Origin of the sequence: Hyphomonas beringensis, from assembly GCF_000682755.1 — a bacterium.
Taxonomy (GTDB): domain Bacteria; phylum Pseudomonadota; class Alphaproteobacteria; order Caulobacterales; family Hyphomonadaceae; genus Hyphomonas; species Hyphomonas beringensis.
Genome location: NZ_AWFF01000043.1, coordinates 160162 through 176420 on the forward strand (window position 1 = coordinate 160162; position 16259 = coordinate 176420).

Genomic DNA, 16259 nt, shown 5'->3' on the forward strand with positions numbered 1-16259 from the left:
GTGGCAGCGCGTCACTTAATACCAGTAGGGCGCGGTGCCATAATAGGCGTAGACGCTCTTGCCATAGGTATGGTTTTGCAGGCGGTCATACTCGTTACGCTTCAGCCTGGGGGCGGCATGAAGTTGTTCCTTGCTCAGACGAACGACATAGGCGTCCTGTTCATTGTCATAGGTCAGCGCCTTCCAGGGCAGGGGGTGGTATTCTTCTCCAATGCCCAGGAAACCGCCAAAGGACATGACAACATAAGCGACACCGCCTTCGCGCTTGTCCAGCATGATGCTGTCTATATGGCCGAGCTTTTCGCCGTCTGTATTATAAACTTCCGTGCCCTCAATCATGTGGCAACTGATGAGGGGATTTTGAGCGGTGGGGGTCGTCGTGTCTGACATGCCTGATCTTCCCTGTATTGATCTATCCATTCCGCCGCATTAACGCGGCGCCTGCGGATATGATCCATGCAGGAAACAGATCAGGTCAGGCGATCAGGGAAGGTTTGAAGCCGTTGGCTTTGTCCATGCCGATCTTCGGCCGGCCGAGGAAATATCCCTGGCCCTTCTGGACACCGAGCGAACGCAGCGTTTCCAGCTCGACTTGGGTTTCGATGCCTTCTGCCACAACATGGCCCTGCATCTCATTCGAGAAGTGCACCATTGCCCGCACCAGCGCACAATGGGAGGGATGCTTGTCCAGATCCCGCGTGATGCTCATGTCCAGCTTGATGATGTCCGGACGCAGCTTCAGGATGTGCCGCATTGAGGAATAGCCCGCACCCGCATCATCCACCGCCAGGCGCATGCCCCGCCGGCGTAGTGGCTTCAGGGCCAGCATGAGATCTTCATAACTGGCGACCTGGGCGTGCTCCGTAATCTCCAGCACGATCCGGTCCAGCGGCTGCTTCATCAGATGCTTGCGGAACTCGTCCGAAATCGCGGTTTCGGGGGAGGCGTTGATCGAGATGAATTTCAGCGGATAAAGACCGGACAGAGGGTTGAGCGCCTTGCGGATGACGGCCATTTCCAGCTCCTGCAGGCGGCCAACATCATCTGCTTCGGCAAACCACACATCAGGAGCGCGGCCTGTGCCGGTAAAACGGCACAGCGCTTCATAGCCGACAGGGCGCATCTCATGAATGTTCAGGATGGGCTGATAGGCGATCTCGAAGTCATTCTGGTCGACCAGTGCATCGATCCGGTCGCGCATGCGGCCTGATTGCTGATGCGCCACCATCTGGCTGTCCAGATGCTCAGTCACCATATTGGCGAACATCTGCATGACGCGCAGGTCGCGTTCATTCATGCCGGGCTTCGGCGTGTGGCTGATGCCACAGAACATACCGAATTTCGTGCCATCCTTCAGCACGATCGGGATGCCGACATGGGCCGCAATCCTGAGGTCCTGCGTCACCTGAAGATTACGTGAAATTTCCACCTCGCTCGTATCCGTGATCAGCGCGGGCAGCAGGCCCTCCATGATGTGATGGCAATAGGTCTCCATCTTGGGCAGGCTCTTGCCCACCTGCAGGCCATCGCCCAGATTGCCATCGGCGATCATGTCGGTCATTTTCGGGGCGACCACTTCCCGGAAGACCGTATCGTCGTCCACGAATTCAGACATGTAGGCGATATCGAGTTCGAGATGCTCACGAACAGCCGACAAGGCGGATCTCAGCATATCGGCCAGCGTGTCTAGCTGCGGGTCATCAGCAATCGCGGCAATGTGGGAGGGGATATATGGTTTCTTCATTGAAACCGTAATTCGCACGGAGAGGGTATAAATCTCGCCAAGCCGTTAGATGAAATTTCTCAGAAATTGCCGTTTTAGTGCAAAAAAGTGAGGGGCTGCCCGTGGCCGTGGGCAGCCCCTCTCAACGCTATTCCGGGAGGAAATGGTCTAGCGTTGTCCCGCGTCAGCGACGAGGGTTACAGCTTCACGTGCGAAGACCGGAGAGGTGTCGAGGCCGGAAACTTCCTGTTTTTCAAGAATTTTCTTCATGGCGCTTTTGGCGACATTCTTGGCGCACTCACGGTCGACATAAGCCTGGTTGGTGACAGGCGAACGTGCGCTGCAAGCAGCTCTTGCCTGTTTTTCAACGGACTCCATCACAATGTTGGCGCCCATGTCAGAGGCCAGCAGGACCTTGTCATAGGAAACCTTAACCGTGATCGGCTTGCCTTCAGCAGCTGCTGTGGCCGGGGCGAGGGTTGCTGCGGCCAGCAGGGCCGGGATGATAAACTTTTTCATGTTCCAAATACCTTCAGAGTTAGCGGCGGCCTTTTGGCCGTCAGGAAACTCCTCCCGCCACACGAAATTGCCGTTTATTATTCCCGGCGGTGACACCTGAGTGTCATGGCCGCCCGCCCGGGTTGGTCATCTCATGTTGCACTGCAACAATTCATGAGGTTTGTGCATGGCTCAACCGTATTTTGCTGTTCAGAAAGTCATAGCTGCCTTGCAGGGCCATTCTGCCTGTCCGGTAGGCGAACGCTGCACATTTGTTTGTCATCCGGCCCCGCTATGTCCCTGACAGATTGACAGAACGTCGCAATTTCGCCATTTGGTGCCATGTCAAAACTCACTACACCTGAACATGTCATAGACGCGCTTGAAGCGCTCTATACCGAGGCCGTAACGGCCCTTTCCGCCGCCCTGAACACTTTTCTGCGCGAAGGCACGCCGCCTGATCCTGCGCTGCGCAAGTCCGGGGCCTTCTGCTATCCGCAGATCCGTCTCATCTATAATCCGGATGGTCCACCGCCGCCTATTTCGCGCGCCTTCGGCAAGATGTCTGAAGCTGGCACCTATATCTCCACCATCACCCGTCCGGATTTCTTCCGGGATTATCTTAGCGAGCAGCTGACCCTGCTGATGCGGGATTATGAGGTCGAGATTCATGTCGAGAAGTCCGACTCCGAAATCCCTTACGCCTATGTCTGGGAGCAGGGGCTCGCCACCGGCCTGGAGGAAATCTCTCCGGCAGAGCTGGCCCGGCACTTCCCAAGCCCGAACCTGGCTGACATTGGCGACGAAGTGGCCGATGGCGAATTGTATGAGCCGTATGAGACGCATCCGCTGGCGCTGTTCGATGCCCAGCGCGTGGATCTTTCCCTGAAGCGTCTGCAGCATTATTGCGGCACGCCGGTTGAGCATTTCCAGCATTATGTGTTGTTTACGAACTATCACCGCTATGTCGATGCGTTCTGTGACTGGGCGCTGGACCAGCTGGTGCAGGATAATCACTACACGTCTCTTTCCGTGCCGGGCGGGCTTGAAGTTTCCGAACCAACCGAAACGACACGCGCCGAAATCGATGCCACTCCCTGGCGCCGGTTCCAGATGCCGGCCTACCATCTGCGCGCCCCGAATGGCGCGGGCATCACGCTGGTCAATATCGGTGTTGGCCCATCCAATGCGAAGACGATTACAGACCATCTGGCCGTTATTCGGCCTCAGGTCTGGCTGATGGTCGGCCATTGTGGCGGCTTGCGTCACAGCCAGGCTATCGGGGACTATGTGCTGGCTCACGCCTATCTACGGGAAGACCATGTGCTGGACTCTGTCCTGCCGCCGGAAATTCCCGTTCCGCCGATTGCTGAAGTGCAGGTCGCCTTGCAGGAGGCGGCGGCCTCAGTGACGGGCGAGACGGAGAAGCAGTTGAAACGCCGCCTGCGGACGGGCACGGTTGTCACCACAGATGACCGGAACTGGGAGCTGCGCTTCTCGGCCACGTCCCGACGGTTCAACAAGTCGCGTGCCATCGCCATCGACATGGAAAGCGCCACGATTGCCGCCAATGGCTTCCGCCTCCGGGTGCCGTATGGTGTGCTGCTCTGCGTGTCGGACAAGCCGCTGCATGGTGAAATCAAGCTGCCGGGCGCAGCGAACCGCTTCTATGAGCGGGCGATCAGCGAGCACATCCGTATCGGGATCGAAACGCTGGAACGCCTTGCGGCCGACAAGGGCGCCAAGCTTCACAGCCGCAAACTGCGCGCCTTTGACGAGCCACCCTTCCGGTAGGCCGCAATGGCGAAGACAATCTGGATGCAGGCGGGGGCAGGGCATCTGCCTGACATCTCCCGTATCGCAGAAGAGGTACATCCGGACTATCCGGAATCCCGCGCCGTGTTTGCCAACCGGCTGGCCCTGTTCGCACCGGGCTGTTTCGTCTGCCAGACGGATGACGCGATTTATGGCTATCTGATCAGTCATCCCTGGCGACGCGGGCAACCTGTTCCTCTCGATACGGAACTCGCGGCTTTGCCTGATGAAGCCGACTGTCTTTACCTGCATGATATTGCGCTGCTTCCGGCTGCGCGCGGCAAGGGGGCAAGCGCGCTCGCCCTTCAGGCCGTTGAACAGGTGGCGCGTCAGGCTGGCGTCACCGTCCTGTCTCTTGTCGCTCTACCGGGAACGGAGGCTTACTGGTCTCGTCAGGGCTTTGACGCCCGCGCCTGCGCAGGCCTTGAAAGCTATGGCCCGGGCGTGAGCTATCGCGAGCGGGTCATCCCGGCACAGCAATCCTGATTACGGCCATGAAAAAGGCGCAGGGCTCGATGACCGAGAGCCCTACGCCTTCACCTTAGCTCACCTGAGCCTTCGGGTTACTGAAGCTTGGTAATCTTCGTACCTTCAATGCTGAGACCAGCCATCAGGCCTTTCTGATTGAAGACGAAGGCATAGGCGTCTTCCTGCAGCGTTGAGGTGGAGAGGTTCTCCGCAACGCCGGCATTCACCAGCACGACCGTCGGGCCAACACCGATTTCCCAACCATCAGACTCCGACAGGTATTCCACGGCGTCGTCATTCATCAGGAAGACGGCATAGCCATATTGCTGTGCGCCTGCCTGCAGGCCCCACGACCCGGTCATGGAGTTGTAATAGTCAACCGTCGCGCCATTCTGGATCAGTTCACCCTCTCCATAGGCGCCGCCAATGCCGAGGCCAGCTTTCACCATGGACGGGAAGACCAGAACCGCTTCGGACTGGTTATAGATCGCGCGGGCGGCGTCATTCTCGCTGACCAGCTTGTTCAGCGCAGCGCGGCTGCTCGCATCGATCTCGCTGCGGTCAACTTCATCCGGCAGGGTTGTACATGCCGTGGTGAGGGCAGGGGCGCCAACAGCCAGAACGGCGGCGAGAAGGGCAGAACGAAATTTCATCATCTGTTGAATCTCCATTTTTGTACCCGTCTTGGCCGAATGGCGGGCGGGTCTCCCCGTTTGCAGGGAAGTGTGTGGGACAACTCCCTGCGCCCTGGAAGGTTCCCCTGTTTGCGCAGACCGAAGTCACAAAACCTTCCCTCACGGCCATCTGGACGGCGGGCCCGGCTCACGCTAGGTCGCGACGTATGACAGATCGTATTTATGTGCTTGAGGGTGTCCGGAATTTCCGGGATTTTGGCGGGTATGCCTCCAGATATGGCGGCCAGGTGAAGCGCGGGCGCCTGTTCCGTTCCGGCCACTATGCCGAGGCGACCGAACAGGATCTTGAAGCGCTTCAGGCGCTTGGCATTGCCTTGCAGGCAGATTTGCGCCGCCCGGACGAGCGCGAGCGCAATGTCGCACGCTGGTCGGCCCCAAAGACGCTGACTCATGATGGCGGGCGCGAACATGAAGCGCCCCATGCGCAATTCCTGAAGCGGGTTGAGGCAGATGCCCAACAGGCCGATGACTGGATGAATGACTATTACGCCGCCGCGCCATTCAAGCCGCACCATGCCGAGCTGTTCACCAGCTGGTTCCACAGCCTCGCTGAGCTGGACGGGCAGGCCGCCGGTCTCGTCAATTGCGCGGCCGGGAAGGACCGGACAGGCATTCTCTGCGCGCTGACCCATCATGTGCTGGGCGTTGAGGAATCAGACCTACGCGCCGATTATGAGCTGACCAACACGGCCGTGAACATTGACGAGTTCCTGCCTCTGGCCGCTGCGCACTTCAATGAGCAGGTCGGCAAGGTCTATGAGCCGGAAGTCTTCCGGCCCTTCCTGGGCGTGCGCCTGCGTTATCTCGATACGGCCTTCAACAAGATCCAGGACCGTCATGGCAGCATTAATGCCTATCTGACGGACGTGCTGGGCGTGGATGAGGCCTTGCAGGAAAAACTGCGCACGCGCCTGATCGGCTAACCGGCTGGCAGGGCGGGAGAGATCCCCCCAGATTCGACACCCGCCCCATTGCCGCCGAGCCCCATGAGTCGCTAAAGTCCCGCCCAATGAGCGATTCCGAACTCCCCGAAGAACGCGACGACCAGACCTTCTCGATGTTCGGGGAGGATGAGGCTCCGAAATCGGATGCCTATCAGGTGCTTGCGCGCAAATATCGTCCGCGCCGCTTTGAGGATCTGATTGGTCAGGAGGCCATGGTCCGCACGCTTTCCAATGCGTTCGAGACAGGCCGTGTGGCGCATGCCTTCATGCTGACCGGCGTACGCGGTGTGGGCAAGACGACCACGGCCCGCCTGCTGGCCCGCGCGCTGAACTATCAGTCAGACGATCATGATGGCCCATCCATCCGCCTCGACCCGAAGGGGGAGCATTGCGACGCCATCATGTCTAGCCGCCACCCGGATGTGCTGGAGCTGGACGCCGCCAGCCGCACAGGCGTTGCCGATATGCGAGACCTGCTGGACGGGGCCCGCTATGCGCCGGTCTCGGCCCGCCACAAGGTCTACATCATTGACGAGGTTCACATGCTCTCCACGGCGGCGTTCAACGCGCTGCTGAAGACGCTGGAAGAGCCGCCCCCGCATGTGAAGTTCATCTTCGCGACAACCGAAATCCGCAAGGTGCCGATCACGGTGCTGTCGCGCTGTCAGCGCTTTGACCTGAAGCGTCTGGATGCCGTCGAACTGGCGAAACATCTGGGCCGGGTGGCGAAGAATGAAGGCGCGATGGTATCCGAAGAGGGCCTCGCGCTGATCGCTCGCGCCGCCGAAGGTTCTGTCCGCGACGGGCTGTCGATCCTCGATCAGGCGATCGTGCAGACCATGGATGGCGAGGAAGTCACCGGCGCAGCCGTGCGGGACATGCTGGGCCTGGGAGACCGGGCGCGCCTGCTGGATGCGTTCGAGCAGGCGATCTCCGGCAAGGCCGCTGAGGCGCTGGCCGAGGTGAAGGACCAGGTTCATGCGGGGGCCGACCCCGCCGTGATCCTGAAGGATCTGATGGATGTCTGCGCCGATGTATCCGTTGCGCAGGCGACAGGCGGGGACTTCCAGTCTGCCGGCCCGGCCGAATGGACTGAGCGCACGCTGGCCATGGCGCAGAAGCTGACCGCCGCGCAGGCCGCGCGGTACTGGCAGATCCTGCTGTCTGGCTTCAATGACCTTCAGACCGCGCCGGACACGGCGACAGCCCTGAACATGATCATCCTGCGCCTGTCGGCTGCGGCGAACCTTCCGTCACCGGAAGAAGCCGCGCGGATGATTGCCGAAAAAGGCGCTTCGCCGGGAAAGTCTGAACAACACGGAATGGCCCCGTCTCCCGCCGGCGGGCTGGAAAGCTTTGCCGAAATTGTCGCCTATCTGGGCGAATTGCGCGAAGTGAATTTGCAGGTGGAGCTGGAGCGGTATGTGCGGCCGGGGCCCGTGCGCTATGGCTATTTCTCCTGCCAGCTTGAAGATTCCGCGCCGGGGGATGTGCTGGCCCGCCTCAAGGGCTTTCTGGAACGCGAGTCCGGCGAAGACTGGGTGGTCGAGCAGATCCGGACCGGCGCAGAGACAATGCGGCAGACAGAAATCCGAACCCGCGAAGAGAAATTTGCCTCTGCAGCGGAGCATCCCGCTGTCGCGGATGCCTTGAAGAGTATTCCCGGCATTACCATTGTCGATGTGACAGAGCCCGCGGACGCGCCTGAACAGGATGGCGCGGATGGCGATAATGTCATAGATTTGAACTCCAGACGTACGGCCTGAAGGAGGCCCGCTTCCCATGAAAGACCTCGGCAAGATCATGCAACAGGCCCAGCAGATGCAGGCCAAGATGCAGGAAGCGCAGGAAAAGATCGAAGCCACAGAGGCCGAAGGTGTGGCCGGGGCAGGGCTGGTCAGCGTGACGCTGAAGGGCAAGGGCGATCTTGTGTCTGTGCGGATTGACCCCACCCTGATGAATGATGACGCCGAAATTCTGGAAGACCTGATCAAGGCGGCCCATTCCGACGCGCGCAAGCGTCTGGACGAGGCCATGGAAAAGGCCATGAAGGATGCCACTCAAGGCCTTGGCGGCGGCATGCTGCCCGGCTTCAAGATGCCGTTCTAGGGCGCGCTAATAAAGCTCAGGCTCTGCCTTGCTGGACGTGGATGCCAGCACGCCGCGATGGAACATTCCACGCATGAGCCAGAAATTGCGCTTTTCCTCTGACCAGATGAACAGGCCGGCCATGATGTAGCACAGGCCGATCTTGGCCATGGCGCCCATGGCCGCCAGCGTGAGTGTCACCGCATTGCGTGTGGTCAGCGAGTGATAGCCATAGCTCATCCCGGAACGGAATTTCCGGTTGCTGATCCATTTCAAATTCATCCGGTTCGGGTCTACCTTCTCGTAGACGACCGCCGCTTCGGTGACGTCCAGCTTGGCGCCATTGAACCACAGGCGAAAGAAGAATTCGGTGTCCTCTCCGCCGGTCTTGCCCTTTTCCAGCAGGAAGCGCTGGCCCCGGACAAGGGATGAGCTGGCCCGCAGAAGGGCGTTGCAGGTATGGCCGGTCTGCACCACGCCGCCGCGACGCTGGGGGATGTTGGAATGGTAATCCTGATTGCGCATCCAGACAGGCGCGTCTTCCGGATAGACGGCCATGGCCGGACCAAACACGGCGTCCAGCTTTTTCAGACGGGCGGCCTGAAGCAGGGAGGCGAGCCAGTCCGGTTCGGCCTCTTCATCATCGTCGATGAAGGCGATCCATTCTGCCTTGGCCTCTTCCAGCCCGGCATTGCGGGCGATGGAGATATTGTTGGCTGGCGCGTGAATATAGGTGACCGGCATGGACAGGGTATTCGCCACGCGCTCGACGAGGTCTCTGGCAGAGGGTGTCTCGTCATTATCGATCACAATGGCGCGGGCCGTGACCCCGGTGGGCAGCTTTTGCGCGTCCAGAGAGCGCAGCGTCGCCTCAATTGAGGGGCGGCGATAGGTGCATACGCAGATATCGATCGTCACTTCGGCAACCTCGCATGGGGGAGTCTGGACAGCTGGCATCATGCCAGACGGGTGAGCAAATCCCATGCCATGCATGCGTGATTCCGCACGGCAAAAACAGTGTCAGCTTTCTGTATCCAGCTTCAACGGGCCTAGAAGCTCAAGAATTAAGCGTTTCGCGGCCTTGGCGTCGCGCGGGTCCACGCCTGTGACCTCATATGTCCAGACGGCTTCCCCGGTGGTGCGGTCATACAGGGTGAGGCGGGCGGTCTGTTCCACGCCGTCCGGGCCGGGGACGCCGCCAAAGATGACGCCCAGGCTGCCTTGAACCAGCCGGCTGGCAGAGCTTTCGACATCGGCTTTTGCCACGATCAGCGCCACCAGATCGCTGGGGCTGGTCTGGTCTCTCGTGATGTCCGGCGCAATCGGCCCTGATGTTTCGGCGGCGGAGGCGAGCCTTTCGGCCTCTGCCTCGCCTGCGTCTGAATACGCCGTCCGGGCCTCTCCAACCGCGTCTTGCAAGGCATCGGCAAGGTTAATGGCGGCGGTTTCGGACCAGTCCGCACGGGGCTCGCGCAGGCCGGATGCGGTAACCAAAGTGATCTCCGCCAAGGGGGGCAGGTAGAGCACGCTGCCCTCTGGGGGCGGGGCCAGATCGGCCTTGCCCCTGCCGCTGGGGGAAGAGGCGCAGCCCGCCATCAGCAGGCACAGTGTCAGAGCCGTCAGAACACGTTTACCAAAGCGCGCCATGGATCATTCCCCCTCAGAAGCCCGATTGCGACAGGGCGCGATCGCCGCCGTGAAGTCAAGCGACCGGTCGATGCTGCATGGACAGGCCTGCTTGTTCCTTATATGTTCTGAGAAGAATCGTGCAAGGATGCATCCATGGATCCGATCATCATTATTGGCGGTGCGGGCTTTGATGTCGTGCACCTTGTTTTGTTTGTGCTTGTGCTGGCCCTTGCCGGCACGGCCTGGTGGCTGTCCAGCCAGAGCAGCGCGAAGGCAGAGCGCTACCGGCTGGACTATGAACGCACCAGCGATGATCTGGACGAAGCAAAGCAGCGCATCCGCACGCTGGAAGACGTCGCCCGCAAAGCCGAGCTGGAACTGGCCGAAGCCAGGGCCCGCAGCGCCGAGGATGAGCGCAAATTCGGGGAGATGGCGCAGGGCGTGTTACAGCGTGCGAATGCGCAATTCCTGCAGCTGGCGAATGAGACCTTCGAGAAGCACAAGGAAGGCGCGCAGGGCCATCTGAAGGAGCTGATCAAGCCAATTGGCGAGAATTTCGAGGCCTTCAAGAAGCGCGTCGACGAGATCGAGAAAGTCCGCACCGAAGACAAATCTGCCATTCAGGAGCAGGTGAAGGCGATCCATGAGAGCCTGAAGCTGAACACATCCGAAACCGGCAAGCTGGTTAGCGCGCTGACGGCGCCGAAGGGCGGCGGCCGCTGGGGCGAGATGACCCTGCGCAATGTGATGGAGCAGGCCGGCCTGTCCGCGCATTGCGACTTTTCCGAACAGGTGCACGATGCGACAGAGCAGGGGCGCCAGCGCCCCGACGCCGTGATCCACCTGCCGGGCGGACGGCAGATCGTCGTCGATTCCAAGGTCTCGCTCGCCTCCTACATGGCAGCGGTGAATGCCGAAGACCCCGCCGAGCGCGCAACCCACCTGAAGGCCCATGCCGCCAGTGTGCAGCGCCATGTGAACGCGTTGGCCTCAAAGGACTATCAGTCCAATCTGGGCGGGCGGTTTGACTATATCGCCATGTTCATTCCGGGGGAGAATTTCTTTGCTGCCGCGCTGGAGCATTCACCGGATTTGATCGAGAAGGCGATGAGCCGTCAGGTGATCGTGACGACGCCAACCACGCTGATCGCCCTGGCGCGCACCGTGGCGCATCTGTGGCGCCAGCATGAGATGAACGAAAACGCCATGGCGGCGGCAGAATTGGGCGCAGACCTCTACAGCCGTATGGGCGTCATGCTCGGGCATATCGAGAAGCTGGGCAAATCGCTGAATGGATCGGTGGACCACTACAACTCCATGATGGGGTCTTTCGACAAGCGCGTCCTGCCGACGCTGCGCAAGTTCGAGGACATGAAGATCGCCCCGCCAAACAAGGCCCCGGCTGAGCCGAAACAGATTGAGGCGCGCGCAAATGTGCCTGAAAACACTGGTGAGTTGGACTTTGGCACGACCGGCAAGACCCTTCCGGTTGAGTGAGCGCAAGAGTTGACCAAAGCCCCTGCGATGCATATCTGAGACTTATGGCTATCAGAGAAATCCTCACCGTTCCGGACCCGCGTCTCAAGGAAGTGTCGAAGCCCGTCGAGGGCGGCGTTACTGATGAGATCCGCGCGCTCATGGATGACATGCTGGAAACCATGTACGACGCGCCGGGCATTGGCCTGGCCGCGATCCAGATTGGCGTGCCGCTGCGCGTCATCGTCATGGACCTCGCCAAGGAAGGCGAGGAGCCCCAGCCGCGCTATTTCGTGAACCCGGAAATCGTTGAAACGGTTGAAGAAACCCAGCCCTATGAAGAGGGCTGCCTGTCTGTACCGGACATTTTCGACGAGGTGGAGCGCCCCGAAAAATGCCTGATCCGCTATCTCGACTATGATGGTTTCAAGGTTGAGGAATGGGCGGAAGACCTCTACGCGGTCTGCATCCAGCATGAGATGGACCATCTCGAAGGCACGCTGTTCATCGACTATCTGTCCCGCCTCAAGCGCCAACGCGCGGTCGACAAGGTGAAGAAAGCCAAGCTGCGCGCGATGCGTGAAAACGCCGCCTGAGCCTGATGGTTCGTCGTTGGTCCTCTGTCCGCGCGGCACTGATCTTATGCCTGATTACCGGCAGTGTCTGGGGGGTGGGCCAGGTGCGCCTCCACCAGAAGGCCGGTGTATGTCTTGACCGTGGCGGCGCATGGGATCATGACGCCCACAAATGTCTGACCAAGTAACAACACCTCTCCGCATCGCCTTTATGGGAAGCCCCGACATTGCCGTCGGCGTGCTGAAGGCCCTGATCGAGGCCGGGCACGAGATTGCCTGCGTCTATTCCCAGCCGCCGCGCCCGGCCGGCCGGGGCAAGAAGCTGACCCCGACGCCTGTCCATGCCTATGCCGAAACGCAGGGCATAGAGGTGCGCACCCCGAAAAGCCTGAAGAAAGCGCCGGAGCAGGAGGCCTTTGCGGCGCTTGATCTGGATGCCGCCGTGGTCGTCGCCTATGGCCTGATCCTGCCGCAGGCGGTGCTGGATGCGCCGCGCCTTGGTTGTCTCAACATGCATGCCTCCATCCTGCCGCGCTGGCGGGGCGCGGCGCCGATCCAGCGGGCGATCATGGCGGGCGATGATGAGACCGGCGTCGATGCGATGATGATGGAAGCCGGGCTTGATACCGGGCCGGTCATTGCCTCTTCACGCACGCCGATCACCGAAGACGACACAGCGGGCAGCCTGCATGACCGGCTGGCAGAGCTGGCGGCGGAGTTGGCGCCGCGCGCGCTGGCAGGGCTCGCCGATGGCAGCCTGACCCCCGCCGCGCAGGCGGAAGAGGGGATGACCTATGCCGCAAAGCTTGGCCCGGATGACCAGCGCGTTGATTGGACGAAACCGGCGCGGCAGGTCGATTGCCATATCCGCGGCCTGTCTCCCTTTCCGGGGGCCTGGTGCCAATGGACGCCGCCCGGCGAAGAGATGCCGGTGCGCCTGAAACTGCTGATGAGCCGTCGGTCAGGCCGCGAAACCTCCGCGCCTGCAGGCATGGTGCTGGACGACAATCTTCTGGTTGCTTGCGGAGATGGCGGCGCTGTGCGTATCCTGCGCCTGCAAAAGCCCGGGGGCAAACCTATGGACGCAGACCAGTTCCTGAGAGGGCAGGCCATTGCTCCGGATACGGTGCTTGACTGATGAGCTTCTGGATCCGCCCCGCGCATGAAGAAGACCTGGAAGAGATTGTCGCCCTGAACGATCTGGCCTTTGGCGGCAAGGCGGAAGGCCGCATCGTGCGCAAGCTGGCGAAAAGCGGGGAGAGCGTGCTGTCTCTGGTGGCGAGTGATGATGCCGGCATTGTCGGCCATATCCAGTTTTTCCGCATAGATGTTGAGGGCGCGCCTGCCGTGGGCCTTGGCCCGATGTCTGTGCATCCGGACTTTCAGAATACAGGCATTGGCAGCGGCCTGATCCAGATGGGCCTGATGGCGCTGGAGGGTGCGGGCGAAAGCCTGGTCTTCGTGCTGGGCCATCCGGAATACTATCCCCGCTTCGGATTTTCCGCCGAGGAGGCCGCGCCTTATCAGGCCGATTGGTCCGGCGAAGCCTTCATGGCGCTGCAGCTCAGCGATGAGGCACCCGCATCCGGGCGGTTGACCTATCCGGCTGCCTTTGGCTAGGGCACGCGCGATGCCTCGCTACAGACTCCTCATTGAATATCATGGCGGCCCGTTCCAGGGCTGGCAGAAGCTGCCGGATGTGCCGACGGTGCAAGGCGCGCTGGAAGAGGCGGCTGCGAAGCTGGATGGCGCGCCGGTCGATATCTATGGCGCGGGCCGTACCGATAGCGGCGTCCATGCGACCGGTCAGGTGGCGCATATGGATTTGCGCATCGATCGCCGCGACAAGGTGGCCGATGCCATGAACTTCCATTTGCGCCCGCACCCGATTGCCGTGCTGAAGGCAGAGCGCGTGGCGGACGATTTCCATGCGCGCTTCAATGCCACACAGCGGCATTACCGCTATATCGTCATCAATCGCCGGGCGGATCTCAGCCTTGACCGGGGGCTGGCCTGGCGGGTGCCGTCGAAGCTGGATGCAGACGCCATGCATGCGGCGGCACAGGCCTTTGTCGGCACGCATGATTTCTCCACCTTTCGCGATACCGATTGCCAGGCGTTGACGCCGGTGAAGACTCTGAAAGAGTTCACCGTCTCGCGCTATGGAGAGCGGGTGGAATTCACCTGCCGGGCGCAGAGCTTCATCCACCGTCAGGTGCGCTCCATGGTGGGCAGTCTGGTCGATGTAGGCCGGGGCCGCCAGCCGGTCGGCTGGATTGCCGATATTCTGGCGCAGGCTGACCGGTCTGCGTGCGGACCGGTCGCGCCCGCTGAAGGGTTGTACCTGGAAAAGGTCGATTACGCCGCTGACAGCTGACGCGAAGTCAGTCTGTGCAGCGCCGGGCTTCCGGATTAGCCTTCCTGACAAAACAACAGGGAGCGAAACATGGCGATTGATTTCACGATACCGGAAGAGGCGAAAGACGTTCGCGAGCGCGTGCGTAAATGGGTGCAGGAGGAATGCATCCCCGCCGAAAAGGAAATGGATGCCGGGCGGCCCTACAAGGAGGTGCTGGCTGAGCTGCGCAAGAAGGCACGGGCGCAGGGCCTTTGGTGCCCGTTCATTCCCGAAGAGCATGGCGGCATGGGCCTCGGCCCGCTGGCCAATGCGCTGGTGCAGATGGAATTGGGGCAGAGCCATCTCGGCGCGCTCTCGATGAACTCTCAAGGGCCGGATGATGCCACCATGCTGACCCTGCTGGCGCATGGAACGGATTTCCAGAAAGAGAAATATCTGAAGCCGCTGCTGAATGGCGAAAAGCGCATCTGCTATTCCATGACGGAGAAAGCCGCAGGGGCCGATGCCACCGGCATGCAGGCGCGCGCACAGAAGGATGGCAAGGGCAATTATGTGCTGAATGGAGAGAAATGGTTCTCCAGCGCGGCGACGGCGGCAGACATTGCCGTGGTCATGGCGAAGACCAATCCGGATGCGCCCCGCCACCAGCAATTCTCCACCTTCATCGTGGAACTGCCCAATCCCGGCTACAACATCATCCGTGACATCCCGACCATGGCCGTACACGGACCGCACTATGAAGAGATGGGCGGCGGCCATGCCGAGGTGAAGATCGAGAATCTGGTCGTGCCGGAAGAGAATCTGCTGGGCGGGGAAGGGGGCGGCTTCTCCATGGGACAGCACCGGCTGGCCTATGGCCGGCTGCGCCATGGCATGCACAATGTGGCGATGGCCCAGCGCGCACTTGATCTGGCAACGGAGCATGTTACCAGCCGTGAGACCTTTGGCCAGCCCCTGGAAGACCGTCAGGGCGTTCAGTTCATGCTGGCCGAATGTGCGAGCCAGCTTTACATCGCGCGGCTAATGCTGATGCACATTGCCTACAAGGCCGAGAACGGCATGGATTTGCGCCAGGAGAATGGCATCGCCAAAGTGTTCCTGGCGAACATGGTGCACAAGGTGGTGGATACGGCGATCCAGCTGCACGGGGCGCTGGGCTATTCGCTCGATACGCCGCTGGCGGCCTGGTACACGCATATCCGGTCTCAGCGCCTGGTCGACGGGCCGGACGAGGTGCACAAATGGATCACCGGCAAGAATGTGATCCGCGCCTACAAGAAGGATGGCACGACGGCCGCCGCCGCCGGTGGAGACTTGTTATGATCAAGCTGACCTTCTGTCTGCGGCGTTTGCCGCATATGAGCCGGGAGGACTTCCAGACCTATTGGCGAGAGCAGCATGCCCCGCTGGTGGCGAAGCATGCAAAGACGCTGGGCATCCTGCGCTATGTGCAGAACCATACCCGCCATGACGGCCTGAACGCGGCCATGCAAGGCAGTCGCGGCGGGCCGGAGGCCTATGATGGCGTGGCGGAACTCTGGTTCGAAAGCGAGGCGGCCATGGCAGCCAATAGCAGCGAGGCGGCGGCGAAAGCCGGCGCCGAACTGCTGGAGGATGAGAAGAAATTCATCGACCTCGCCAACTCTCCGCTCTGGTTCGGGGAGGAGGTCGAGGTGGTTGGAAGCGGAGGCTGACCTTCACGCCAGCACGTACGCCCGGCATGGCGGGGCCATCCGGTAAGGGGATCTGGATTCGGGTTTGAAGTTCCGTGTCAGGACGTGTCGGGAGCCGGCTCGCGATAGGCTGCGCGTAGGTCGGCGATTGCAGATTCCATGACATTGCACAGCGCGCTCAGAATGAGTGGCTGGGCATTCTGTACAAACTCGGCTGGCATATCGCTGCCCAGCGCCGGGCGTTCCCAGGCGGGCACAGCGGGCGCTTCGTATTTATAGAGATTTTTCGGCTTTGGCTTCGGGCGGTCGGACGCAT

The 16259-nt window shown here is 60.9% G+C and carries 19 protein-coding genes; 12 read left to right on the forward strand and 7 right to left on the reverse strand.

The genetic code is table 11. From position 1 onward, the window contains the following. Window positions 1-15 precede the first annotated feature (15 nt). From HY29_RS11310 to HY29_RS11320, 3 genes are all read right to left on the reverse strand, one after another. A complete protein-coding gene (locus tag HY29_RS11310; RefSeq protein ID WP_051601434.1) occupies window positions 16-390 on the reverse strand; it encodes a PRC-barrel domain-containing protein in 375 nt (124 codons plus the stop codon). Window positions 391-475: 85 nt separating this feature from the next. After that, entirely contained in the window at window positions 476-1744 is a 1269-nt protein-coding gene (locus tag HY29_RS11315; RefSeq protein ID WP_051601435.1) for a sensor domain-containing phosphodiesterase, read from the reverse strand. Between the two features lie 147 nt (window positions 1745-1891). Beyond that, window positions 1892-2242: a UrcA family protein gene (locus tag HY29_RS11320; protein ID WP_034796857.1), complete on the reverse strand. Its 351-nt coding sequence runs from the start codon at window positions 2240-2242 to the stop codon at window positions 1892-1894. 321 nt (window positions 2243-2563) lie between these two features. Between HY29_RS11320 and HY29_RS11325 the strand changes: the two genes are divergently transcribed. Together HY29_RS11325 and HY29_RS11330 are read left to right on the forward strand one after the other, a co-directional pair. Continuing rightward, complete coding sequence (locus HY29_RS11325; RefSeq protein ID WP_034796859.1) at window positions 2564-4015, forward strand: AMP nucleosidase; 1452 nt, start codon at window positions 2564-2566, stop codon at window positions 4013-4015. A gap of 6 nt (window positions 4016-4021) precedes the next feature. After that, window positions 4022-4522 (forward strand): GNAT family N-acetyltransferase, encoded by a 501-nt coding sequence (locus tag HY29_RS11330; RefSeq protein ID WP_034796861.1) that lies wholly within the window; start codon window positions 4022-4024, stop codon window positions 4520-4522. A gap of 77 nt (window positions 4523-4599) precedes the next feature. Here the strand turns inward: HY29_RS11330 and HY29_RS11335 are convergent, their stop codons facing one another. Continuing rightward, window positions 4600-5160: a lipid-binding SYLF domain-containing protein gene (locus HY29_RS11335; RefSeq protein WP_034796959.1), complete on the reverse strand. Its 561-nt coding sequence runs from the start codon at window positions 5158-5160 to the stop codon at window positions 4600-4602. Window positions 5161-5345: 185 nt separating this feature from the next. On the opposite strand from HY29_RS11335, the gene HY29_RS11340 reads away from it, so the two are divergent. The 3 genes from HY29_RS11340 to HY29_RS11350 all read left to right on the forward strand — a co-directional run bounded on the left by HY29_RS11340 (window position 5346) and on the right by HY29_RS11350 (window position 8252). Then, window positions 5346-6122: a tyrosine-protein phosphatase gene (locus HY29_RS11340; RefSeq protein WP_034796863.1), complete on the forward strand. Its 777-nt coding sequence runs from the start codon at window positions 5346-5348 to the stop codon at window positions 6120-6122. Between the two features lie 86 nt (window positions 6123-6208). Further along, window positions 6209-7909 (forward strand): DNA polymerase III subunit gamma/tau, encoded by a 1701-nt coding sequence (locus HY29_RS11345; RefSeq protein WP_034796865.1) that lies wholly within the window; start codon window positions 6209-6211, stop codon window positions 7907-7909. 16 nt (window positions 7910-7925) lie between these two features. Further along, window positions 7926-8252, forward strand: a complete 327-nt coding sequence (locus HY29_RS11350) for a YbaB/EbfC family nucleoid-associated protein (protein WP_034796867.1) — start codon at window positions 7926-7928, stop codon at window positions 8250-8252. 6 nt (window positions 8253-8258) lie between these two features. On the opposite strand, the gene HY29_RS11355 is transcribed toward HY29_RS11350, so the two are convergent. Beyond that, complete coding sequence (locus HY29_RS11355; protein ID WP_206741954.1) at window positions 8259-9215, reverse strand: glycosyltransferase family 2 protein; 957 nt, start codon at window positions 9213-9215, stop codon at window positions 8259-8261. A 36-nt stretch (window positions 9216-9251) separates the two neighbouring features. Continuing rightward, on the reverse strand, window positions 9252-9878 hold the full coding sequence (locus HY29_RS11360; protein WP_034796869.1) for a hypothetical protein: 627 nt from the start codon (window positions 9876-9878) through the stop codon (window positions 9252-9254). Between the two features lie 135 nt (window positions 9879-10013). Between HY29_RS11360 and HY29_RS11365 the strand changes: the two genes are divergently transcribed. From HY29_RS11365 to HY29_RS11395, 7 genes are all read left to right on the forward strand, one after another. Beyond that, window positions 10014-11357 carry a DNA recombination protein RmuC gene (locus HY29_RS11365; RefSeq protein ID WP_034796871.1) on the forward strand — a complete coding sequence of 448 codons (1344 nt, stop codon included), beginning with the start codon at window positions 10014-10016 and terminating at the stop codon, window positions 11355-11357. Window positions 11358-11401: 44 nt separating this feature from the next. Beyond that, complete coding sequence (gene def, locus HY29_RS11370; protein WP_034796873.1) at window positions 11402-11932, forward strand: peptide deformylase; 531 nt, start codon at window positions 11402-11404, stop codon at window positions 11930-11932. A gap of 151 nt (window positions 11933-12083) precedes the next feature. Then, window positions 12084-13049 (forward strand): methionyl-tRNA formyltransferase, encoded by a 966-nt coding sequence (gene fmt, locus HY29_RS11375; protein WP_034796875.1) that lies wholly within the window; start codon window positions 12084-12086, stop codon window positions 13047-13049. Continuing rightward, a complete protein-coding gene (locus HY29_RS11380; RefSeq protein WP_034796876.1) occupies window positions 13049-13531 on the forward strand; it encodes a GNAT family N-acetyltransferase in 483 nt (160 codons plus the stop codon). The genes fmt and HY29_RS11380 overlap by 1 nt, the downstream gene beginning before the upstream one ends. 10 nt (window positions 13532-13541) lie before the next feature. After that, the gene (gene truA / locus HY29_RS11385; protein ID WP_034796878.1) at window positions 13542-14288 is read left to right on the forward strand and encodes a tRNA pseudouridine(38-40) synthase TruA; all 747 of its coding nucleotides are present in this window, start codon (window positions 13542-13544) and stop codon (window positions 14286-14288) included. Window positions 14289-14357: 69 nt separating this feature from the next. Continuing rightward, window positions 14358-15593, forward strand: a complete 1236-nt coding sequence (locus HY29_RS11390; RefSeq protein WP_034796880.1) for an acyl-CoA dehydrogenase family protein — start codon at window positions 14358-14360, stop codon at window positions 15591-15593. After that, a complete protein-coding gene (locus tag HY29_RS11395) occupies window positions 15590-15964 on the forward strand; it encodes an EthD domain-containing protein (RefSeq protein ID WP_034796882.1) in 375 nt (124 codons plus the stop codon). Before HY29_RS11390 ends, HY29_RS11395 begins: the two co-directional genes overlap by 4 nt. Before the next feature lie 77 nt (window positions 15965-16041). Here the strand turns inward: HY29_RS11395 and HY29_RS19380 are convergent. Next, on the reverse strand, window positions 16042-16259 hold a 218-nt coding region (locus HY29_RS19380), incomplete at its 5' end, for a hypothetical protein (RefSeq protein ID WP_034796883.1).

Coding starts and splice junctions, on each gene's coding strand:
- HY29_RS11325 (WP_034796859.1), top strand. CDS start 2,564: ATGTCAAAACTCACTACACCTGAACATGTCATAGACGCGCTTGAAGCG.
- HY29_RS11380 (WP_034796876.1), top strand. CDS start 13,049: ATGAGCTTCTGGATCCGCCCCGCGCATGAAGAAGACCTGGAAGAGATT.
- HY29_RS11320 (WP_034796857.1), bottom strand. CDS start 2,242: ATGAAAAAGTTTATCATCCCGGCCCTGCTGGCCGCAGCAACCCTCGCC.
- HY29_RS11345 (WP_034796865.1), top strand. CDS start 6,209: ATGAGCGATTCCGAACTCCCCGAAGAACGCGACGACCAGACCTTCTCG.
- HY29_RS11330 (WP_034796861.1), top strand. CDS start 4,022: ATGGCGAAGACAATCTGGATGCAGGCGGGGGCAGGGCATCTGCCTGAC.
- HY29_RS11315 (WP_051601435.1), bottom strand. CDS start 1,744: ATGAAGAAACCATATATCCCCTCCCACATTGCCGCGATTGCTGATGAC.
- HY29_RS11360 (WP_034796869.1), bottom strand. CDS start 9,878: ATGGCGCGCTTTGGTAAACGTGTTCTGACGGCTCTGACACTGTGCCTG.
- HY29_RS11340 (WP_034796863.1), top strand. CDS start 5,346: ATGACAGATCGTATTTATGTGCTTGAGGGTGTCCGGAATTTCCGGGAT.
- HY29_RS11395 (WP_034796882.1), top strand. CDS start 15,590: ATGATCAAGCTGACCTTCTGTCTGCGGCGTTTGCCGCATATGAGCCGG.
- def (WP_034796873.1), top strand. CDS start 11,402: ATGGCTATCAGAGAAATCCTCACCGTTCCGGACCCGCGTCTCAAGGAA.
- fmt (WP_034796875.1), top strand. CDS start 12,084: ATGTCTGACCAAGTAACAACACCTCTCCGCATCGCCTTTATGGGAAGC.
- HY29_RS11350 (WP_034796867.1), top strand. CDS start 7,926: ATGAAAGACCTCGGCAAGATCATGCAACAGGCCCAGCAGATGCAGGCC.
- HY29_RS11355 (WP_206741954.1), bottom strand. CDS start 9,215: ATGGGATTTGCTCACCCGTCTGGCATGATGCCAGCTGTCCAGACTCCC.
- HY29_RS11390 (WP_034796880.1), top strand. CDS start 14,358: ATGGCGATTGATTTCACGATACCGGAAGAGGCGAAAGACGTTCGCGAG.
- HY29_RS11335 (WP_034796959.1), bottom strand. CDS start 5,160: ATGATGAAATTTCGTTCTGCCCTTCTCGCCGCCGTTCTGGCTGTTGGC.
- truA (WP_034796878.1), top strand. CDS start 13,542: ATGCCTCGCTACAGACTCCTCATTGAATATCATGGCGGCCCGTTCCAG.
- HY29_RS11310 (WP_051601434.1), bottom strand. CDS start 390: ATGTCAGACACGACGACCCCCACCGCTCAAAATCCCCTCATCAGTTGC.
- HY29_RS11365 (WP_034796871.1), top strand. CDS start 10,014: ATGGATCCGATCATCATTATTGGCGGTGCGGGCTTTGATGTCGTGCAC.